Source organism: Pseudomonas sp. SID14000 (genome assembly GCF_002165135.1).
Classification (GTDB): domain Bacteria; phylum Pseudomonadota; class Gammaproteobacteria; order Pseudomonadales; family Pseudomonadaceae; genus Aquipseudomonas.
Window position 1 is genome coordinate 48,706 of record NZ_NFZQ01000003.1, and the last position, 15,001, is coordinate 63,706.

The 15,001-nt window shown below is 63.7% G+C and carries 15 protein-coding genes; 11 read left to right on the forward strand and 4 right to left on the reverse strand.

The features are described from left to right. The first annotated feature begins 86 nt into the window (after positions 1–86). The 3 genes from CAY82_RS05320 (at position 87) to CAY82_RS05330 (ending at position 5,473) form a co-directional block, all read left to right on the forward strand. Positions 87–1,442 (forward strand): PLP-dependent aminotransferase family protein, encoded by a 1,356-nt coding sequence (locus CAY82_RS05320; protein ID WP_087500253.1) that lies wholly within the window; start codon positions 87–89, stop codon positions 1,440–1,442. A 185-nt stretch (positions 1,443–1,627) separates the two neighbouring features. After that, the gene (locus CAY82_RS05325; protein WP_087500254.1) at positions 1,628–4,069 is read left to right on the forward strand and encodes a penicillin acylase family protein; all 2,442 of its coding nucleotides are present in this window, start codon (positions 1,628–1,630) and stop codon (positions 4,067–4,069) included. A 288-nt stretch (positions 4,070–4,357) separates the two neighbouring features. After that, entirely contained in the window at positions 4,358–5,473 is a 1,116-nt protein-coding gene (locus tag CAY82_RS05330; RefSeq protein ID WP_087500255.1) for a succinylglutamate desuccinylase/aspartoacylase family protein, read from the forward strand. 24 nt (positions 5,474–5,497) lie between these two features. Here the strand turns inward: CAY82_RS05330 and CAY82_RS05335 are convergent, their stop codons facing one another. Then, a complete protein-coding gene (locus CAY82_RS05335; protein ID WP_087500256.1) occupies positions 5,498–5,725 on the reverse strand; it encodes a hypothetical protein in 228 nt (75 codons plus the stop codon). Between the two features lie 94 nt (positions 5,726–5,819). Continuing rightward, positions 5,820–6,386, reverse strand: a complete 567-nt coding sequence (dcd, locus tag CAY82_RS05340) for a dCTP deaminase (RefSeq protein WP_003258001.1) — start codon at positions 6,384–6,386, stop codon at positions 5,820–5,822. 328 nt (positions 6,387–6,714) lie between these two features. Here dcd and CAY82_RS05345 point away from each other — a divergent pair, with 328 nt between their 5' ends. Further along, positions 6,715–6,924: a cold-shock protein gene (locus CAY82_RS05345; RefSeq protein WP_003254922.1), complete on the forward strand. Its 210-nt coding sequence runs from the start codon at positions 6,715–6,717 to the stop codon at positions 6,922–6,924. 186 nt (positions 6,925–7,110) lie between these two features. On the opposite strand, the gene apbC is transcribed toward CAY82_RS05345, so the two are convergent. After that, positions 7,111–8,205: an iron-sulfur cluster carrier protein ApbC gene (gene apbC, locus CAY82_RS05350; protein WP_087500257.1), complete on the reverse strand. Its 1,095-nt coding sequence runs from the start codon at positions 8,203–8,205 to the stop codon at positions 7,111–7,113. A 158-nt stretch (positions 8,206–8,363) separates the two neighbouring features. Between apbC and metG the strand changes: the two genes are divergently transcribed. The 7 genes from metG (at position 8,364) to CAY82_RS26630 (ending at position 14,115) form a co-directional block, all read left to right on the forward strand. Then, a complete protein-coding gene (metG, locus tag CAY82_RS05355; RefSeq protein WP_087500258.1) occupies positions 8,364–10,403 on the forward strand; it encodes a methionine--tRNA ligase in 2,040 nt (679 codons plus the stop codon). Between the two features lie 152 nt (positions 10,404–10,555). Then, entirely contained in the window at positions 10,556–11,104 is a 549-nt protein-coding gene (locus CAY82_RS05360; protein ID WP_087500259.1) for an Rnf-Nqr domain containing protein, read from the forward strand. Then, complete coding sequence (locus CAY82_RS05365; RefSeq protein ID WP_087500260.1) at positions 11,101–12,075, forward strand: RnfABCDGE type electron transport complex subunit D; 975 nt, start codon at positions 11,101–11,103, stop codon at positions 12,073–12,075. Before CAY82_RS05360 ends, CAY82_RS05365 begins: the two co-directional genes overlap by 4 nt. Further along, positions 12,072–12,674 (forward strand): RnfABCDGE type electron transport complex subunit G, encoded by a 603-nt coding sequence (locus CAY82_RS05370; protein WP_087500261.1) that lies wholly within the window; start codon positions 12,072–12,074, stop codon positions 12,672–12,674. Before CAY82_RS05365 ends, CAY82_RS05370 begins: the two co-directional genes overlap by 4 nt. Further along, positions 12,667–13,191: an NADH:quinone oxidoreductase gene (locus tag CAY82_RS05375; protein ID WP_087500262.1), complete on the forward strand. Its 525-nt coding sequence runs from the start codon at positions 12,667–12,669 to the stop codon at positions 13,189–13,191. Before CAY82_RS05370 ends, CAY82_RS05375 begins: the two co-directional genes overlap by 8 nt. Before the next feature lie 4 nt (positions 13,192–13,195). Further along, positions 13,196–13,834, forward strand: coding sequence for an endonuclease III (nth, locus tag CAY82_RS05380; RefSeq protein ID WP_087500263.1), 639 nt, complete (start codon positions 13,196–13,198; stop codon positions 13,832–13,834). Between the two features lie 104 nt (positions 13,835–13,938). Further along, on the forward strand, positions 13,939–14,115 hold the full coding sequence (locus CAY82_RS26630; protein WP_087500264.1) for a PA3496 family putative envelope integrity protein: 177 nt from the start codon (positions 13,939–13,941) through the stop codon (positions 14,113–14,115). 57 nt (positions 14,116–14,172) lie between these two features. Here the strand turns inward: CAY82_RS26630 and CAY82_RS05390 are convergent, their stop codons facing one another. Further along, the gene (locus CAY82_RS05390) at positions 14,173–14,796 is read right to left on the reverse strand and encodes a response regulator transcription factor (protein ID WP_087500265.1); all 624 of its coding nucleotides are present in this window, start codon (positions 14,794–14,796) and stop codon (positions 14,173–14,175) included. Between the last annotated feature and the right edge of the window lie 205 nt (positions 14,797–15,001).

Genomic DNA, 15,001 nt, shown 5'->3' on the forward strand with positions numbered 1-15,001 from the left:
CATCTGTCACGTGCTGAAATGCGAACAGTCGACGCACTTTCCGGTTAACTGTTAGGCTGTTTTTTCTAACAGTTGCTGGACCCGACATGCGCCTGCATAGCCTTCATGACCAGTTGAAACAGCGCCTCGAAGCTGGCGAATGGCTGCCTGGCCAACGCATGCCGTCCATTCGCAAACTGATGGCGGCGGCAGACTGCAGTCATCACGATGCCGTCTCCGGCTATGCCCGGCTGGTTAGCGAAGGTGTTTTGACCGCTGTCCCTGGGCGCGGCTATTTCGTCGCCAGTAATACCCGGCAACCGGGCGCTGTTAATGCAGGCATTGCGGATGCCCCCGCTAGCATGGCCGGTGACCCACTGTTCAAGCTGCTGCAAGGTGGCCAGTACTACACCAAACTGGGCAGCGGCTGGTTGCCACCTGCCTGGAGTAACACCGAGCTGCTGGCCAAGGCGATTCGGCGCACGGCGCGGCTGGAGCAGAGTTCGCTGGTGGAATATGGCGACATCCAGGGCTACCTGCCCATGCGCAAACAGTTATGCGCGCACATGAAGCGCCTGACCCGTGTCGACACACGGCCAAGCCAGTTGCTGACCACACTGGGCGCCACCCAGGCGCTGGACCTGGTGGCGCGGTTGTTGATCAAGCCAGGCGATCACGTGTTCGTCGACGAGCCCGGCAATGGCAACCTGATCAAGCTGATACAGCTGGCCGGTGGCCACGTGGTCGGGGTGCGGCGAACCCAGGACGGACCGAGCGTGGAAGACATGAAGGACCACCTGGCCAGGCACAAGGTCAAGGCGTTCTTCTGCAACAGTACCTTCCACAACCCGACGGGCGGCAATATCAGCCCGCACAATGCCTTCAGCGTCTTGCGCCTGGCGGTGGAACACGACTTCTTCGTAGTCGAGGATGATGTCTACGGCGACTTCAGCCCGGGCGTGCGCCAGACCTTTGCCGAACTGGACAACCTTGAGCGGGTCATCTACATCGGCAGCTTCTCCAAATGCCTGTCCGCTTCATTGCGCGTTGGCTACATCGCCTGCTCGGCAGAGCTCATAGAGCCGCTGACGCGCCTGAAGCTGCTGACCTGCGTGGCGGTGCCGGCGTTTTGCGAACGTTTCGTCAACACCATCTTGTCCGACGGCACCTATACCCGGCACATGCAAGACCTGCAGCAGCGCCTGATCCGGCAGCAGGCACAGACCCAGCGGTTGTTGCGGGCGCGTGGCTGGCAGTTCGACATAACGCCGCAAGGCGGTATGTTCCTGTGGGTCCATCACCCCGAACTGACCGACCTGCAGCCCTTCATGGTTCGCCTGGAACAACACAAGGTGCTATTGATGCCAGGCTCGGCCTTCGCCGTCAGCCGTGACTATCAGCGCCATGCGCGCATCAATTGCACGCACTTTTCCGACGCCGTGGCCGAGCATTTCAAGGTTTGAGTGCATGTCTTGATTTTTGAGGTGGCGCGCAAATCGAGCGCCGCCCGCGCGGCGCTCGATCTCACAGGCGCCACACAACCCACGCCAAGCCTGAAAATAATCCGCACAGGGACCTTGCACGGCGCCTGTGCGCTAACTACCTTAGCGCCTTTCCAAACCCGCCACGCCTTGCAGGAGCCCTTGTCATGGCCGCCCCCGCCTTTCCTCCCTTCCGCCCGCGGTTCGTAACCGCTGCCACGCTGCTCGGCATGCTCGGGCTGGCCGGTTGCCAGACGGGCGGCTATCAGGACAGCGTGCCGCCAACCAGCGGCGTGCAGCCGCTCAAGGGCTTGGCGCAGAACGTCTCGGTACGGCGCAACGCCATGGGTGCGCCACTGATCGAAAGCAGCAGCTTCCATGACGCCCTGTTCAGCCTGGGCTATGTGCACGCCGGCGACCGTATCGAGCAGATGGTCGCCATGCGCCTGCTCGCCCAGGGCCGCCTGGCCGAACTGGCCGGCAGCGATGCGCTGGACATCGACCGCCTGATGCGCGCGGCCAACCTCAAGCAGAGCGCCGCCCAGCAGTACGCCGACGCCTCGCCACGGCTCAAGCGCTTCTTCGAGGTGTACGCACGCGGGGTCAACGCCTACCTGTTCCGCTACCGCGACAAACTGCCTGCCGGCCTGGCCAGCAGTGGCTACCGCCCCGAATACTGGAAACCCGAAGACTCGGCGCTGATCTTCAGCCTGTACGCCTTCAGCCAGTCGGTGAACCTGCAGGAAGAACTGAGTGCCCTGGCCCTGGCGCAGAAAGCCGGTAGCGACAAGCTGGCCTGGCTGCTACCAGGTGCCCCGGACGAGCCGTTGGCCGAAGCAGAAGTGGACAAGCTCAAAGGCCTGAACCTGGCCAGCCAGTTACCGGGGCTACCGGCCTTGGCTGCTGCCAGCCAGAAGCTGGCCGACCTCGACCTTTTGGGTAGCCCGGGCTCGGCCAACCTGGCCCTGGCGCCGCAGCGCAGCCGCAGTGGCAAGAGCCTGCTGGCCAGCGACAGCCGAGCCGCCTGGGCCCTGAGCCCGGTGCAGATCCACACCGGCAAGTATCAAGTCGCCGGCCTGTCGTTGCCCGGCCTGCCGATCGTGCTGGCCGGCTACAACGGCAAGCTGGCCTGGAGCAGCAGCGCGGTCATGGCCGACAACCAGGACCTGTACCTGGAGCAACTGCGCCACCAGGGCAGCCAGTTGAGCTACCTGGCCGACGGCAAATGGCTGCCGGCCCGCGCCCGTAGCGAAACCTTCTTCGTCCGCGGCCAGCGCCCGCTGCGCGAGGTGATGTATGACACCCGCCACGGCACCCTGCTGGCCCAGCCAGGCAATGCCAGCCTGGGCCTGGCGCTGAACCTGCCACAGTTCAAAGGCGATCGCAGCCTGGATGCGCTGTTCGACCTGACCCGCGCCAAGAGCGTGGAGCGTGCCTTCGACAGTACCCGTGAAGTGACCGCCGCCGCCCTCAACTTCGTCTTCGCCGAACCCGAGCACATCGGCTGGCAGGTCAGTGGCCGCTACCCCAACCGCCGCGAAGGCCAGGGCCTGCTGCCCTCGCCGGGCTGGGACGGGCGCTACGACTGGGACGGTTATGCCGACCCGATGCTGCACCCTTACGACCAGGACCCACCTGCAGGCTGGATCGGCCACGCCAACCAGCGCAGCCTGCCACGGGGCTATGGCATGCAGCTGTCCAGCACCTGGTATTACCCGGAACGGGCCGAACGCCTGGCCCAGCTGGCCGGCAACGGCCGCCATGACAGCCGCAGCCTGATGGCCCTGCAGAACGATCAGACCACTCTGCTGGCCGACAAGCTCAAGCAGATGTTCGACGCTCCCGGCATGGCCCAGCCACTCAAACAGGCGATCGATGCCCTACCCGCCGCGCAGCGCGACAAGGCCCGTGATGCGCTGGCCCGGCTCAAGGCCTTCGATGGCCGCCTGAGCCCGGTGTCAGCCGATGCCGCACTGTACGAACTATTCCTCCAGGAAGTGGCCCGGCAAACCTTCCTTGACGACCTGGGCCCGGAATCAGGCCCGGCCTGGCAGGCCTTCGTCGGCAATGCGCGGTTGTCGTTCTCGGCGCAGGCCGACCACTTGCTGGGCCGCGACGACAGCCCGTTCTGGGATGACCGCAACACCCCGCAGAAGGAAGACAAGCCGGCCGTCCTCGCCCGCAGCCTGGCTGGCGCGGTGGATGCCGGCACCGCGCGACTGGGCGCAGACCGCCGCACCTGGCAGTGGGGCAAGCTGCACCAGTACCGCTGGCCGGCACCGGCCTCCCATGGTCTGGGCGATGCCATCAGCCGCTCGCCGCTGGCAGCCGGTGGCGATTTCACCACCCTGGCCCTGACGCCATACGCCTGGGGTAGCGACTTCGACACCCGCCTGCCGGCTTCGGCACGGATAATCGTCGACTTCGGCCAGGCCGAGCCGTTGCAGGTGCTGACCAGCAGCGGGCAGTCCGGCAACCCGGCCAGCAAGCATTACAGCGACGGGCTGGATGCCTGGTTCAAAGGGCGCTTCATGAGCTTGCCACTGCAGCAGCAGAACTTCGGGCGGGCGTATGGCAACCAACGCTTGACCCTGGTGCCAGGCAGGTAATAGCAGGGGGATCCCTGTGGGAGATCGCCCAGCCCTTTGGGCTGCGCCGTCGCGCAGAGAACTCAGTGCGATACCGTGTGGGAGCGGGCGTGCCCGCGAAGAATCCCACACGGTGCCTTGCACCGGCTGCGCCGGTGTTCGCGGCGGTTCGACGCCTCGACACGCTCGCCCCTACAGGGCCAGTACAGGTTCACCGAGCCTGCAAAGAGGCACACCCGGCAAATCTATGCTTCTATCTGTGTGCCGACCCGTGTCGCAGACCGTTTTCGCCACGCAGCCAGGACCACCATGCACCATTCGACCCACGACCTGCTTTCCCCCGTTCCGGGCGTCACGCGCCAACTGCACAGTTTCCACTTCGGCCCTCGCGGTGGTGGCAAGGTCTATATCCAGGCCTCGCTGCATGCCGACGAACTGCCCGGAATGCTGGTGGCCTGGCACCTCAAGCGCCGCCTGGGCGAACTGGAGCAGCAAGGCCGCCTGCAGCGCGAGGTCATCCTGGTCCCGGTGGCCAACCCGGTCGGCCTGGAACAGGTGTTGCTGGATGCGCCATTGGGGCGCTTCGAGCTGCAAAGCGGGGAAAATTTCAACCGCAATTTCGTCGATCTGTCAGACAATATCGGTGACCAGATCGAGCAGCACCTGACCGCGGACCCGGAACACAACCTTGCGCTGATCCGCGAATACCTGCGCCGAGGGCTGGACGCGCACCCCACGCGCACGCCGCTGCAGGCCCAGCGCCTGATCCTGCAACGCCTGGCCTGCGATGCCGACATGGTGCTGGACCTGCACTGCGACTTCGAGGCGGTCGAGCACCTGTACACCACGCCCGATGCCTGGCCGCAGATTGAACCGCTGGCCCGCTACCTGGGGGCCCAGGCCAGCCTGCTGGCCACCGACTCGGGCGGGCAGTCGTTCGATGAATGCTTCAGCCTGGTCTGGTGGCAATTGCAGCAACGCTTCGGCAAACGTTTCCCGATCCCGCTCGGCTGCTGCTCGGTCACCGTCGAGCTGCGTGGCCAGGCAGATGTCAGCCACGACCTGGCCAGCAAGGACTGCCAGGCAATCCTCGACTTCCTGACCCACGCGGGGGTAATCGAAGGTGCCATAGCCGCCCTGCCCGCCTTGCGCTGCCCGGCCACGCCGCTGGCCGCCGTCGAACCAGTGATAGCGCCACTGGGCGGGCTGCTGGTGTACCACGCAAAACCGGGGCAGCACCTTGAGGCCGGCCAGTTGATTGCCGAAGTCATCGACCCGCTCAGCGACCGGGTGACCGCCGTGCACAACAGCCAGCCTGGCCTGCTGTATGCCCGCAGCGTGCGGCGCATGGCAACCGCTGGCATGGTCATCGCCCATGTCGCCGGCGAGCAGCTATGCCGCAGCGGCTACCTGCTGGGCAACTGATCAGGCAAACCGTCGCAGTGTTGCTCAGGCCACAGGCGCGGGTGGCGGCTCGTCAGGCAGGGTCGGCTCGCCCGGCTCCATAGGTGGTTTTTCACCGGGATCCGGTGGCTGCGGGTCATCGGGATCTGGCTGGTGAGGTACGCCCCCCGCCTGTACAGGCAGCGGGTACGCCAGCAGTGACCATGACAGCAAACCGACGTGATTGGGCTGCAGGCCAGCCAGCTTGGCACTGATTGCGGGGTGGAGTTTCATTGGCAGCTCCTGAGGAGAGCCGCTGCGCATGATGCGCACCGGCGTTACCCGTTAGAGTGCCAAAGGGGCGGGGAAATTCCCCGCGCTCGTCGGCTCAGGTACGCGGCAGGGTGACGCCGCGCTGGCCCTGGTACTTGCCGCCACGGTCCTTGTACGACACTTCGCATTCTTCGTCGGACTGCAGGAAAAGCATCTGTGCCACACCTTCGTTGGCGTAGATCTTCGCCGGCAGCGTGGTGGTGTTGGAGAATTCCAGCGTCACGTGGCCTTCCCACTCCGGCTCGAGCGGGGTGACGTTGACGATGATGCCGCAGCGGGCGTAGGTGCTCTTGCCCAGGCAGATGGTCAGCACGTCGCGCGGAATACGGAAATACTCGACAGTGCGCGCCAGGGCGAAGGAGTTCGGCGGGATGATGCACACGTCGCTCTTGATGTCGACGAAACTACCGGCATCGAAGTTCTTCGGGTCGACAGTGGCCGAGTTGATGTTGGTAAACACCTTGAATTCGTCGGCGCAGCGCACGTCGTAGCCGTAGCTGGAGACGCCGAAGGAGATCACCCGGCTGTCCTGTTCGCCGCGCACCTGGCGCTCGACGAACGGTTCGATCATGCCGTGTTCCTGCGCCATGCGGCGAATCCACTTGTCCGATTTGATGCTCATGGCGGGGTGTCCTGAGAGAGTTGCGAGGTGAAAATCGAGACGCGCATCTTACCGGTCCCGGCGCCCAGGTTAAAGTTCCATCCCTCATCCCGCGCCGGGCGGGGGCTGCAGCCGCCGCCGATCCGAAATTGCGTAAAGCGCCTTCTGACCATTGGCAGGTTGCGGAAAGTGGGGTAAGGTGGCGCCACTGTGCTGCACGTGACACCGAGAATCTCTAGTTTGATGCACGATCCTGATCGGCCCATCGCTGAATTTTCTGCTCTCTTTGCGCTCAGTCCCGGCCAGGGTTTTTCCTGACCGTTATCAAATTGTCCAAGGAGACAGAAAAATGTCCAACCGTCAATCCGGTGTTGTTAAGTGGTTCAACGATGAGAAAGGCTACGGCTTCATCACCCCTCAGTCGGGCGACGACCTGTTCGTGCACTTCAAAGCCATCCAAGCTGACGGCTTCAAAACCCTGAAAGAAGGCCAGGCTGTTACTTTCGTCGCTACCCGCGGCCAGAAAGGCATGCAGGCTGAAGAAGTTCAGATCGCCTAAGTCGATCTAGCTTTTTAGCTTTCAAAAAAACCCGCCTTTCGGCGGGTTTTTTTATGCCTGACCGATAGACCGAGTCGGCCTCTTCGCGGGTAAACCCGCTCCCACAAGGACCGCGCGATACTTGAAGGCTGCGCTATATCTGTGGGAGCGGGTTTACCCGCGAAGCAGGCGACCAGGCCTGACAGGTCAATCTTCGCTGATGGTAATGCTCGGCATCGCCGGTGCCGCCGCTTCCTGCAGCACGATCCGCGCGCCCACCTGACGGGCCAGCTCCTGGTAGACCATGGCAATCTGGCTTTCCGGCTCGGCAATCGCCGTCGGCTTGCCGCTATCGGCCTGTTCGCGAATCAGCATCGACAGCGGCAACGACGCCAGCAGGTCGACGCCATACTGGCTCGCCAGCTTCTCGCCACCGCCTTCGCCGAACAGGTGCTCGGCATGGCCGCAGTTCGAGCAGATGTGCACGGCCATGTTCTCCACCACGCCCAGCACCGGAATGTTGACCTTGCGGAACATCTCCACACCCTTCTTGGCATCCAGCAGCGCCAGGTCCTGCGGCGTGGTGACGATCACCGAACCGGCCACCGGCACCTTCTGCGCCAGGGTCAGCTGGATGTCACCGGTGCCTGGCGGCATGTCGATCACCAGGTAATCCAGGTCGTCCCAGGCGGTCTGGGTCACCAGCTGCAGTAGCGCGCCGGAAACCATTGGGCCACGCCAGACCATCGGCGTGTTGTCGTCGGTGAGGAACGCCATGGACATGACTTCCACGCCATGGGCCTTGATCGGCACGAACCACTTCTGCTCGCGAATCTGCGGGCGGGTACCTTCGGCGATACCGAACATCACGCCCTGGCTGGGGCCATAGATGTCGGCATCGAGAATACCCACTCGCGCCCCCTCTCGGGCCAGCGCCAGGGCCAGGTTGGCCGCGGTGGTCGACTTGCCCACCCCGCCCTTGCCCGAGGCCACGGCGATGATGTTCTTGACGTTGGCCATGGCCGGCACCTGGGCCTGGGCCTTGTGCGCGGCCATCACGCAGTCGATCGACACCTGGGCATTGCTGACGCCCTCGAGGTTGCCGATGGCGGTCTGCAGCACCTGGGCCCAGCCCCCCTTGAACAGCCCTGCGGCATAACCCAGCTGCAACTGCACGCTGACCTGCCCGCCCTGGATATCGATGGCGCGCACGCAACCGGCGCTGACCGGGTCCTGGTTCAGGTAGGGGTCGGTGTACTGGCGAAGCACGCCCTCGACGGCGGCACGGGTGACGGCACTCATGGAGACTCCCATTGGCAAACTGAATGTAGAACAGGCGCCTATCCTAACCCGTCAATCGTCAGCAGATGCGCATGCGGGGTGAAATATCTTCGCCAGCCCTTTATAGTGGCCGATCAACCTCATTTTTACCCCGTCGCCAGATAAGTAGCCGAGCCACCATGTCCGAGCCACGTCAGATTCTCGTCACCAGCGCCTTGCCCTATGCCAATGGATCGATCCACCTTGGCCATATGCTCGAGTACATCCAGACAGACATGTGGGTCCGCTTCCAGAAGCTGCGCGGCAACCAGTGCATCTACGTCTGCGCCGACGACGCCCACGGTTCAGCCATCATGTTGCGCGCCGAGAAGGAAGGCATCACTCCGGAACAGCTGATCGCCAATGTCCAGGCCGAGCACAGCAGCGACTTCGCCGACTTCCTGGTGGATTTCGACAACTTCCACTCGACCCACAGCGAAGAGAACCGCGAGCTGTCGGGCCTGATCTACACGCGCCTGCGTGAAGCCGGGCACATCGCCACCCGTTCGGTGACCCAGTACTTCGACCCGGAAAAGGGCATGTTCCTCGCCGACCGCTTCATCAAGGGCACCTGCCCCAAGTGCGCGGCCGAAGACCAGTACGGCGACAACTGCGAAAAATGCGGCGCCACCTACGCGCCCACCGAGCTGAAGAACCCGAAATCGGCCATCTCCGGTGCCACCCCGGTACTGCGTGATTCCCAACACTTCTTCTTCAAGCTGCCGGACTTCCAGGCCATGCTGCAGCAGTGGACCCGTAGCGGCACGCTGCAGGAGGCAGTAGCCAACAAGCTGGCCGAATGGCTGGACTCGGGCCTGCAGGAATGGGACATCTCCCGCGACGCGCCGTATTTCGGTTTCGAGATCCCGGGCGAGCCAGGCAAGTACTTCTACGTGTGGCTGGATGCGCCGATTGGCTACATGGCCAGCTTCAAGAACCTCTGCGCACGCCGTCCGGAGCTGGACTTCGACGCGTTCTGGAACGAAGGCTCCAAAGCCGAGCTGTACCACTTCATCGGCAAGGACATCGTCAACTTCCACGCCCTGTTCTGGCCAGCCATGCTCGAAGGCGCCGGCTTCCGCAAGCCGAGCGCGGTCAACGTGCACGGCTACCTGACCGTGAACGGCGCCAAGATGTCCAAGTCGCGCGGCACCTTCATCAAGGCCCGCACCTACCTCGACCACCTGCAGCCGGAATACCTGCGTTACTACTACGCGGCCAAGCTGGGCCGTGGCGTCGATGACCTGGACCTGAACCTGGAAGACTTCGTGCAGAAGGTCAACTCCGATCTGGTCGGCAAGGTGGTCAACATCGCCAGCCGTTGCGCCGGTTTCATCCACAAGGGCAACGAAGGCGTGATGGTGGCTGGTGATGCCGCACCGGAGCTGACCGAAGCATTCCTGGCGGCCGCCCCGTCGATCGCCGACGCCTATGAAGGCCGCGACTTCGGCCGCGCCATGCGCGAAATCATGGCGCTGGCCGACCGCGCCAATGCCTGGATCGCCGACAAGGCCCCGTGGTCGCTGGCCAAGCAGGAAGGCAAGCAGGATGAAGTGCAGGCTATCTGCGCCCAGGGTATCAACCTGTTCCGCCAGCTGGTGATCTTCCTCAAGCCGGTGCTGCCGGTGCTGGCTGCCGACGCCGAGGCCTTCCTCAACGTGGCCCCGCTGACCTGGAACGACCACCTGTCGCGCCTGGAAAACCACCAGCTGAACCCGTTCAAGGCGCTGATGAGCCGCATCGAGCCGGCCAAGGTCGAAGCCATGGTCGCCGCCAGCAAGGAAGACCTGCTGGCCGCCGAAGCCAAGGCCCCGGTCGGCAATGGCGAGCTGGCCAAAGACCCGCTGTCGGCGGAAATCGAGTTCGACACCTTCGCGGCCGTCGACCTGCGCGTGGCGCTGATCGTCAAGGCCGAAGCCGTACCGGGTGCCGACAAGCTGCTGCAACTGACCCTCGACATCGGTGACGAGCGCCGCAACGTGTTCTCCGGCATCAAGTCGGCCTACCCCGACCCGTCCCAGCTGGAAGGCCGCCTGACCATGATGGTGGCCAACCTCAAGCCACGGAAGATGCGCTTTGGCGTGTCCGAAGGCATGGTCATGGCGGCCGGCCCTGGCGGCGAAGAGATTTACCTGCTGAGCCCGGACAGCGGTGCCAAGCCAGGCCAGCGCATCAAGTAACAAAACCTGCTGGACCTTGTGGGAGCGGGCGTGCCCGCGAAACGGACTACGCGGTGCATGGCACCGGCGTTGCCGGTGTTCGCGGACAAGCCCGCTCCCACAATGACTCCGGAACCCGGACAATCGCCCCGATTCCCGGCTATCGTCATTTCATGAGCGACTATATCCTGGTCCTGATCAGCGCCGCGCTGGTCAATCACCTGTGCCTGCAACAACAGCCACTCCCCAGGCTGCACCTGCACGTGCACGGCCTTGCCTGCGCACTGTGCATCACCTTGGGCATGTTCGGCGCGCAGCTACTGTTGCAGGTGGTGCTTGCCCCGTTGCAGGCTCAGGACCTTGCCCTGTTCCTGTTGTTGCCCTGGCTGGCCGTGCTCGCCTGGGGCGTGCCATGGCTGCTGACAAGGTGGCGCCCGACCTGGCCGATGACGGAGTTGCCTGCGTTGCTGTTGAGCAATGCGGCAGTACTGGGGTTGACCCTGCAACAGGCAAGCGACGACAGCACATGGCTCGCCACGCTGCTGCAAGGCCTGCTGGCCGGCGGTGGCTTCTGGCTGGCGTTGATCTTGTTCGCCGACCTGCGCCAGCGCAGCGCCCATGTCGACGTCCCCGGGGCGCTGCGCGGCCTGCCCATCGAACTGCTCGGTGGCGGGGTGATGGCCATGGCGTTTTCCGGCTTCAACGGGCTGTTCGCCCAATGACCGCCAAGCCCGATCCGCGGCTACGCACCAGCATGGGCCTGGTGTTGCTGGCCTGCATGCCTGGCCTGCTGGCGCTGTTCTGGCTGCATGGCTGGAGTTTGCTACTGAACCTGCTGCTGTGCGCCAGTGCCGCACTGCTGTGCGAGGCGTTGCTGCTCGCCTTGCAAGCACAACCGCTGCGCACGGCGCTGAATGACGGCAGCGCGCTGGTGACCGCCGTGCTGCTGGCCGCCGCCCTGCCCACCCTGGCTCCGTGGTGGTTGCCGGTGGTCGCTGCCAGCGTTGCCATCGGCATCGGCAAGCAGGCCTTTGGCGGGGTCGGGCGCAACCTGTTCAATCCGGCCATGGTCGGCTACGCCTTCGTGCTGCTGAGCTTCCCGTCGCAGATGAACCATTGGCCAGGGCCAGCACCTGGTCTGCTCGACAGCCTGCATCAGGTATTTGCCGGCAGCGAGCAGATCGATGCCTGGGCCAGGCCTACACTGCTCGACGGCCTGCGCCACAACCGCAGCCTGACCATCGATGAACTGTTCGCCAGCCACCCAGGCTTCGGCAACATCGGTGGACAGGGCAGCGAATGGGTCAACCTGGCGTTCCTGCTGGGCGGCCTGTTCCTGCTGCAACGCAAGGTGATCAGCTGGCATGCGCCGGTTGGTTTGCTGGCAGGGCTGTTCCTGTTCAGCCTGATGGGCTGGAATGGCTCGGGTTCGGACTCCAACGGCTCGCCCCTGCTGCACCTGTTCTCCGGCTCGACCATGATGGCGGCGTTCTTCATTGCCACCGAACCGGTGTCCGGCCCCCGGCAGGCGTGGGCGAAGCTGGGGTTCGGCCTGGGGGCGGGTCTGCTGATCTACCTGATCCGCACCTGGGGCAGCTACCCGGACGGTACGGCGTTCGCCATCCTGCTGATGAACCTCATGGCGCCGAGCCTCGAACGCCTGGCCCAGCAGCGCCAGCAGGTTGCCCGATGAAGCACTGGGTGCGTGATGTGAGCCTGCTACTGCTGACCGGAGCACTGGCGCTGTCCGCCACCTTGGCCTGGCAGCACTGGACCAGCGCGGCCATCACCGACGCCGAGAAACAACTGAATACCCGCCAGCGGCTGGCGGTGCTGCCAGAAGGCAGTTACGACAACCAGCCCCTGGACAGCCCGCTGCCCAGGCCCGCCGCACAGCGGCCAAACAGCCGTATCCTGGCAGCTTACCGGGCGACGCTGGCGGGCAAACCGGCCGCCATCATACTGGTCACCCAGGCCCAGGGTTATGCCGGGCCGATCGTGCTGAGCGTGGCCATCGCCGCGGACGGCCGACTGATCGGCAGCCAGGTGGTCGAACAACAGGAAAGCCCCGGGCTGGGCGCACGCCTGGGTGATCCGCAGGTGAACTGGCTGGGGCAATTTGCCAACCGCCAGCTGAGTGATCGCTGGGCGCTGAAGCGCGACCAGGGCGACTTTGACCAGTTGGCCGGCGCAACCGTGACCTCACGGGCAGTGATCGGCGCGCTGCAGGAGGCGCTGAGTTATTTCGATGAGCAGCGTAGCGTGCTGCTGGAGGGTGCCACGCATGAATAGGTTCTACCTGCTCGGCGCAAGCCTTGTGCCCCTGCTGGGCGCCACCCGGACACTGGGCGAAGGCGCCACCATCGGCGTGTGTGCGGTGCTGATGAGCAGCCTTCACCAGCTGTTGCTGGCCCCCCTGCGCCAGCGGCTCGCCAGCTGGAGCTACGTGCTGGCCAGCCTGCTGCTGTTGGCGGCCCTGGCCAGTTGCCTGCAACTTGCGCTACGTGCCTGGCTGCTACCACTGGCACTCGCCCTCGGCCACTATCCCGCACTGCTGTGCCTGCAATGCCTGGCCACCGACCACCTGCTGCCCGATCAAGGGCGTTGGCGCCTGCTCGCCAGCCACCTTTGCGCGCTGCTTGCCACCTGCCTGCTGCTTGGTGCCAGCCGCCAATGGCTGGCCGACAGTGCCAGCCTGCACCTGGCCAGCCTGGCCCCGGGCGCCTTGCTACTGCTCGGACTGCTGTTGGCCTTGTACAATCGCCTGCGTCCGGGCCTCGCCCAACCACGTCGTCAAGGAAAGCTCTGATTTCATGAATGCCGCCAAACGCCTGGAGATCTTTCGCAGGCTGCACGAAGACAACCCCGACCCGAAGACCGAACTGGCCTACACTACCCCGTTCGAACTGCTGGTCGCCGTGACACTGTCCGCGCAGTCCACCGATGTCGGCGTCAACAAGGCCACCGCACGCCTGTTCCCGGTCGCCAATACCCCCGAGGCCATCTATGCCCTGGGCGTCGAAGGCCTGAGCGAGTACATCAAGACCATTGGCTTGTACAACAGCAAGGCCAGGAACGTCATCGAAGCCTGCCGGCTGCTGATCGAGCGCCATGGCGGCCAGGTACCGCAAACCCGCGAAGCCCTGGAGGCGCTGCCTGGCGTGGGCCGCAAGACCGCCAACGTAGTGCTCAACACGGCGTTCCGCCAGCCGACCATGGCGGTAGATACCCATATCTTCCGGGTCAGCAACCGCACAGGCATTGCGCCAGGCAAGACGGTGCTGGAAGTGGAGAAAAAGCTGATCAAGTTCGTGCCAAAAGATTACCTGCTCGACGCCCACCACTGGCTGATCCTGCACGGGCGCTACGTGTGCCAGGCACGCAAGCCACGGTGCGGCAGTTGCCGGATCGAAGACTTGTGCGAGTACAAGCACAAGACCTCCGACGATTGAGGCGATAGCTAGAAACCACTCGTCGCGATTGAAAAAATCTTTTTTACCAGCGTCTGCTTTCTGGTTATAAGGACGGCCAATGGCCCCTTGGCTTGGAGCGACTCATGAGTAGCGATAAAGACGACCTGTCGATCGATGATGATTTTGTTGCCGCAGATGATGAAGCGGAACCTCAGGTGGAAACCGCAAAGACCAACCTCAGCAAACGCCGCACCATCGACAACATGCTGGAAGAAAGGCGCCTGCAGAAGCAACTGGCCGACTTCGACTACGATCTGTAGCCCGCGACCTGTAACTCAGCCAAAGCCTCCTGGCCGGAGGCTTTACGGCCTTGATGGTCAGTTCAACCCTTGCCGTTGCGCCAGCTCGATCAGGTCGACCAGCGACCGCGCATTGAGCTTGAGCAACAGGCGCGACTTGTAGGTACTGACCGTCTTGTTGCTGAGGAACATGCTGTCGGCAATCTCCTTGTTCGAACGCCCTCGCGCCAGCTGCTGCAACACCGTCATTTCGCGAGCCGAGAGGCGGTTGACCATATCCGTCTCGCTTCCGCCTCCCCTGCCCCGTGACACATGCAAGGCCTGGTTGGGGAAGTAGCTGTAGCCCGACAGAACGGCCTTGATGGCGCTCAGCAGCTCGGTGAGCTCCTGTTGCTTGCATACATATCCCGCCGCCCCCGCCTGCATGCAACGCATCGAGAAGTTGCCTGGGGCCTGCGATGTCAGAACCAGCACCTTGCTGCCCGGGCTGAAGGTAGTCATGCGGGCAATCACTTCCAGGCCATCCAGTTTGGGGATACCGATATCGAGCACCACGATATCCGGCAGGTGTTGCCGTGTCAGCTGCAGGGCAGCCACCCCGTTGTCGGTTTCCGCCACGACGTCATACCCATGCCGCTCCATCAGCATGCGTACGGCCAGGCGTATGACCGGATGATCATCCACGATAAGCACTTTATTCATGCGATATCCATTCATTCATTGTTTTGCTTTGGCCTGCCAAGATAACCGACAGAACCCTTGCTGGCGCGGTGATTGACCGGTGAAATACATGAACAGATGAAACCTACAGCACTTACAGAAATTTCCTACACACAACTACTGCAGTTGTAACAATCAAATTCCTGCCGCCGGAATGAAACTTATCATCCACCTGTAAAAGTGCACC